Below are 5452 nucleotides of genomic sequence, written 5' to 3' on the forward strand. Positions count from 1 at the left end.
GAAGTGCGCGTGCAGCCATGCCGGAACGTCGATGGTGAGATAGGTGGCGACGTTGCCGATCGGCGAGTCGACGCACATCGGGTTCTGGAGGGGTGCGCCAAGCTGGTCGGCTGCCACCACTATCGGCGCCAGCCCGTTGTGCGCGGCCGCGTAGGCGTCATAGGTCGCCGCGACCTGCCCTGAGGTGAAGACATCCGAGGGCGCCCCCGGTTGCCCGGCAAACAACATCACCACCGGCAGGGTGGGCGGGTCGGACACCAGTGCGGCGGGGGGCAAGTAGATGATCGCCTGCCGCGCGGCGAAATGCGACGTCGCTCCGGGAATCGTGACGGCCCCGACCGTCCCGTGTGCCGGCATCCCGACGGGGCCCACCCAGTGTCTGCCCAACTGCGGGTCCATGGCGGCAGCGCGCGGTGAGGGGCGCGGTGCAGGGAGCGCGGCGACCGGCACGGTGCCAAGGGCATCGTTCAGATTGCGGTACGCACCGTAGTCGGCGTTGATGCCCGCGGCGGCAGCGACCGTGACCAGGGGGACGAACATGGTTGCGATGACCTTGCGCCACCAGCGGGTGCGACGCAAATTCACGACAGCGAGGAAGACCCCGGCGAAGGCCGCGGCGACCCACATACGGGTCATGGCGGTCAGCGGGAGACCGAACACGTTCCAGACATCGCTGACGAGCCAGCTCACAACAAGGCCTGTGAGCGCACCGACCACAGCGCCGGCAATGTTCACCAACGTGCCGCGCCGCCACGGAACCCGAATGAGGAGATACAACGTCACCACAGTGACGACTGCAGCCAGCGGCACAAGGAACGACGTCTTGTCGATCCGGACGTTCAACAGCCAATGCATCGTGATACCCCCTAGGCGCGGGCACCTTCATCGAGCAGATGGAGGCACGCGGTCGTTCGTCTCAGTGGCCCGTTGAGCCGCAGGCAAGGGCGGGCTGAGTGGCGATCACAAGGTGATTCATAGCGCGATCCCTGCGATGTGTCGGACGATGAACGAATCTCAGGATGACAGGCGGGAATAAGACGGGGATAAGACCGAACGGCAAGGTGCTGAGGATCCACCCGTTTGGATCGTGAACCGCGGCGACCGCTTCGATACTAGAGACAGGCCGTCCAACCGGCCGGGTGGAGGGAGAGAGCAGCATGAAGATCCTGGTAGTGGAGGATGAGCACGTCATCGCCGATGCAGTCACACGAGGGCTCGGTGCTGAGGGGTTCACCACACGTATCGCCGACAACGGCGTAGACGGGCTCTGGCTGGCTCAGCAGGAGGAGTTCGACGTCGTCGTGCTCGACATCATGCTGCCCGGCCTGAACGGCTACGAAGTGTGCCGGCAGCTGCGCGCATCAGGCTCCCTCGTACCGATCCTGATGCTCACCGCCAAGGACGGGGAATACGACGAGGCCGATGCACTCGACCTCGGCGCCGATGACTACCTCTCCAAACCGTTCTCGTTTGTTGTGCTGCTGGCCCGCATCCGCGCTCTGCTGAGACGGGCACCGGCACCGAGAGATCCGGTTCTCGCTACCGGTGACCTACGACTGGACCCGGCGACCGCGCAGTGCTGGCGCGGGGAGGTACCGATCGAACTGACCGCGCGTGAGTTCGCGCTGACCGAGTTCCTGCTGCGCCGCAAAGGCCAGCTGGTGAGTAAGAACACCATCGCGGAGCACGTCTGGGATGCCGAGCTCGACGTCGACTCGAACGTCATCGAGGTATACATCGGTTACCTGCGTCGCAAACTTGATCGCCCGTTCGGTCGTGACGACATTCAGACCGTGCGCGGGCTCGGCTACCGCCTGCAGGACCGGCCGACCACCGTGGAGGGGCCGTGATGGTGCCCGCCCTAGTGAAGAACCGTGCTCCGCGGCTGCGTTGGGGCATCCGAGCCCGAGTTGCGACGCTGACGACACTCGTCGTGGCGCTGACCCTTGTGGTCAGTGCCATCGCCTTGGCCGCCCTTGTGCGACAGTCGCTGGTCGCAGGCCTCGACGATGCGCTGATCAGCCGTGCCGAAAGTGTCGCAGCGCAAGCACGCACCGGGACCTCGCCTGACATCCCTGGGACGCCGCGGCAGGACTCGCTCGTTCAGGTCCTGGATGCGAACGGCACGGTGATCGCCTCCACAGCGAACATCAAGGGAGACGATCCCGTGATGCCTTCCCCACCGGCGGTGCGACGGACCACAGTATCCACCCTGAACGACTCCCCACTGGACTCGACCGCATCGTTCCGCGTGGTCGCCTACCCGGTCGAACTGGCCTCGGGGCCCGGCTGGGTCTACGCGGTCGCATCCACGACGACCGTTGAGGCGGCCACCACGAGCCTCGTCACCCTGTTTTGGCTCGGGCTACCGCTCATCCTGGTCGTGGTAGCAATCACGGTGTGGTACGCCGTGACCTCCGCGCTGCGACCAGTCGAGCGGATCCGGCGGCGGGCGGCGGCCATCGAGGCCTCCGACCTCAGTCAGCGACTGCCGATGCCTCCGACGCATGATGAGATCGCCGCGCTGACGTCCACCATGAACGAGATGCTCGACCGGCTGGAGACGGCCTCCGACAGGCAAAGGCAGTTCATCGGCGACGCGTCGCACGAGCTGCGCAGCCCCCTCGCCGGCCTGCGGGCGCAGGTCGAGGTGGCGCTGCAACACCCAGAGAAGACCGATCTGGAGCACACGTTGACAACCGTTCGTGACGAAGTCGGCCGGATGACCACACTCACCGAAGATCTGCTCTTTCTCGCTCAGAGCACCGAGAGCTCTCCCATGACGCTGCCCGCGCCAGTCGACCTGGATGACCTCGTTCTCGACGAGGTGCGCAGGCTTCGTAACCTGGGCGGTCGAGACGTGTCAGCACATACGCAGGCCGCACGCGTCGAGGGATCGGCGCGCGACCTGAGCCGCCTGCTGCGCAACCTCGCCGACAACGCCTACGAGCACGCGCACAACGCCGTCGCCATCGACCTGAACACCGTCGACGGGATCGCCGAGCTGACCCTTACCGACGACGGACCGGGCATCCCCGCGGAACTGCGCGAGACCGTCTTCCAGCGTTTTGCGCGACTGGACACGGCACGGCGCCGCCGAACAACGGGCGGCGGTTTCGGGCTCGGACTCGCGATCGCACGCCAGGTCGCCCTCGCGCACGGTGGCACGCTCACCGTGCACGAACGTGCCGACGGGCGCACGGGAGCCCAGTTCCTGTTACGCATCCCCCTCAGTGAGCACGATGCGGCGGATGTGCAGCCGCACCCGGTCCGACCATGACCGGTTGATCGTAACGAGGGACTTCCGGCATCGCACTCGGCGATCAGAGCTCCGCGTGCGCCCACGCGACCAGCGGTGACTCCCAGAAAGAATCTGCATGCGTGAGGTCTGCAGAGGGAGGATAACAAGATGCAGGAACGTGGCAACGCAGGTGCGGGCAGCAGAATTGACTACCGTCGCTCGAGCAGGACGATCGGATGGCAGGTCGCAGCGGTTTCTGCGGTGCTCATCATGTTCGGTGCGGCGCTTGTGGTCGCCTACCTGTTCTGGCAGACGCGTCCTGCCGAGCAGCGCGGTCTTCAGGACCCGGGGAGCATCCGGGTCTTTCTGGACCCCTCCGACATCCTGCTCGCCGGAGTTGTTGTCGCACTCTGCACCATCATGTGCGCCGGGGGAGCGGGATGGATCATCGCTCGACGTGCGGTGCGACCTCTCGCCGAGGCCGCACGAGTCCAGCAGCGATTCGTTGCGGACGCGAGCCACGAGCTGCGCACCCCGCTCGCGGTGCTGAACGCGCGGATCCAGCAGCTTGAGATCGTCACGCCTACCGATGATCCGCGCCGCGAGGTGGTCGCTGCGTTGCGCGAAGACGCTCGTATCATGTCCGTCATCATCGACGACATGCTTGCGACAGCGGCCGGGGCGCCCGCGCAGGGCGGTACGAGCGAGCTGGCCGCGGTCATGACCTCGGCAGTCGCCGATCTTGCGGTGCTGGGTCAAGGGCGGGAAGTCTTGGTGACCCCCGTGCCTCTGGACGTCCGGGTCGCGTTGCCCGTGTCCGACCTGCGCCGCTGTATTGTGGCCCTGCTGGACAATGCCATCGACCACACCCCTCCGGGAGGTGTGGTCTCGATCTCGGCGGTCGCACGTGGGTCTTTTGTTCATGTCACCGTCACGGATGAGGGCGACGGTATCGTCGGGATCGAACCAGCCCGTGTCTTCGACCGCTTCGCGCACGGGGCCTCGATTTCTCGTGGCGAGGACACCGTCGGGCGGACCAGGGTGGGAATCGGGCTCTCGCTCGTGAAAGAACTTGTCGAGCGGCACGGTGGTGGAGTGCGGGTCGTTCGTACCGGCCCGACAGGCACCGAGTTCGCCCTGACCCTGCCGCTCGCATTCGAGCCTGTGGGGTCCGGCACGAGCTGGCCCACGACGTCTGCGGATCAGGCGGGATCGCGATGAACGGCCGGCTCCTGATCGTCGAGGACGATCCGCGCCTCGGGCCGATCATGCGCGAAGTACTGGGCACGGAGTGGGATGTCGAACTGTGCGGCACAGCGGAACTGGGTCTTGCGGCGGTCCTCTCCACCGCCTACGACGTGCTCATCGTGGACCGTCGGCTGCCGGGCATCAACGGGGAAGAGCTCGTGCGCGCGCTGCGGCGGGGGCGGGTGGCGACGCCGATCCTCATGCTCACGGCGCTGGGCGAGCTCAGGGACAGGGTCGAGGGGCTCGACGCCGGGGCGAACGACTACCTCGTCAAGCCGTTCGAGTTCGAGGAGCTGAGCGCACGGCTGCGCGCCCTCACGCGCGACTACGGCGATCGGGGAGAGGGGATCGGGATCGGCAGCTGGCGGTTCCACCCCGACGACCAGTTCATCGAGTCGCCGTACACGGGCCGGATCCTGCTGACCGAGGCGGAGACCGCGTTCCTGCAGGTGCTCGCGGCGGAGCCGGAGCGCACCTTCTCCCGCGAGTACCTGCTGCAGGCCGTGCTCACTCGGAGCGAGAGCCAGGGAACCGTTGATGCCTACGTGCACTACCTGCGCCGCAAGACGGATCGTGACCTCATCCACACGATCCGCGGATCCGGCTACCGCCTGGGCACGCCCGCCTGATCGTCCGCGTCGTCCGACGGCCCGGCGGACGCGTCCTGCGCCGCCGCGGCCCTGCGCGCCCGGAGCAGTCCGCGCAGCCCGCTGATGACGACGGGCGCGACCGAGACGACGATGATCACGACCATGAGCAGGTCGATGTTGTCGACGATGCCGGGGATCCCGCCGAGCAGCAGCCCGATCGCGGTCATCCCGGCCACCCAGAGCACGCCGCCGATCACGTTCCACACCAGGAACCGCCGATACGGCAGCCGGGCGGTCCCCGCGACGAGCGGCACGTACGTGCGCACGATCGGGACGAACCGGCCCAGCACGAGCGAGACGCCGCCGTACTTCG

5 protein-coding genes and 1 pseudogene are annotated in these 5452 nt (G+C 66.9%); 4 read left to right on the top strand and 2 right to left on the bottom strand.

Annotation, left to right across the window (positions count from 1 at the left end; genetic code table 11):
* Nucleotides 1-855 (bottom strand): annotated as a pseudogene (locus B7X32_RS17870) (hypothetical protein); the annotation flags it as partial.
* Nucleotides 856-1157: 302 nt separating this feature from the next.
* Here B7X32_RS17870 and B7X32_RS17875 point away from each other — a divergent pair.
* The 4 genes from B7X32_RS17875 to B7X32_RS17890 all read left to right on the top strand — a co-directional run bounded on the left by B7X32_RS17875 (nucleotide 1158) and on the right by B7X32_RS17890 (nucleotide 5118).
* Nucleotides 1158-1850 (top strand): response regulator transcription factor, encoded by a 693-nt coding sequence (locus B7X32_RS17875; protein WP_292722706.1) that lies wholly within the window; start codon nucleotides 1158-1160, stop codon nucleotides 1848-1850.
* Entirely contained in the window at nucleotides 1850-3280 is a 1431-nt protein-coding gene (locus B7X32_RS17880) for a HAMP domain-containing sensor histidine kinase (RefSeq protein WP_292722716.1), read from the top strand. Before B7X32_RS17875 ends, B7X32_RS17880 begins: the two co-directional genes overlap by 1 nt.
* Nucleotides 3281-3409: 129 nt before the next feature.
* Nucleotides 3410-4462 (top strand): HAMP domain-containing sensor histidine kinase, encoded by a 1053-nt coding sequence (locus B7X32_RS17885; RefSeq protein WP_292722708.1) that lies wholly within the window; start codon nucleotides 3410-3412, stop codon nucleotides 4460-4462.
* Nucleotides 4459-5118, top strand: coding sequence for a response regulator transcription factor (locus B7X32_RS17890; protein WP_292722710.1), 660 nt, complete (start codon nucleotides 4459-4461; stop codon nucleotides 5116-5118). The genes B7X32_RS17885 and B7X32_RS17890 overlap by 4 nt, the downstream gene beginning before the upstream one ends.
* Here B7X32_RS17890 and B7X32_RS17895 read toward each other — a convergent pair.
* Nucleotides 5094-5452: VTT domain-containing protein (locus tag B7X32_RS17895; RefSeq protein WP_292722713.1), on the bottom strand; the 359-nt coding region annotated here is incomplete at its 5' end. The two genes, B7X32_RS17890 and B7X32_RS17895, sit on opposite strands and share 25 nt — an antisense overlap.

Source organism: Microbacterium sp. 13-71-7 (assembly GCF_002257455.1).
In the GTDB taxonomy this organism is placed as follows: Bacteria; Actinomycetota; Actinomycetes; order Actinomycetales; family Microbacteriaceae; genus Microbacterium.

Coding starts and splice junctions, on each gene's coding strand:
- B7X32_RS17890 (WP_292722710.1), top strand. CDS start 4,459: ATGAACGGCCGGCTCCTGATCGTCGAGGACGATCCGCGCCTCGGGCCG.
- B7X32_RS17880 (WP_292722716.1), top strand. CDS start 1,850: ATGGTGCCCGCCCTAGTGAAGAACCGTGCTCCGCGGCTGCGTTGGGGC.
- B7X32_RS17885 (WP_292722708.1), top strand. CDS start 3,410: ATGCAGGAACGTGGCAACGCAGGTGCGGGCAGCAGAATTGACTACCGT.
- B7X32_RS17875 (WP_292722706.1), top strand. CDS start 1,158: ATGAAGATCCTGGTAGTGGAGGATGAGCACGTCATCGCCGATGCAGTC.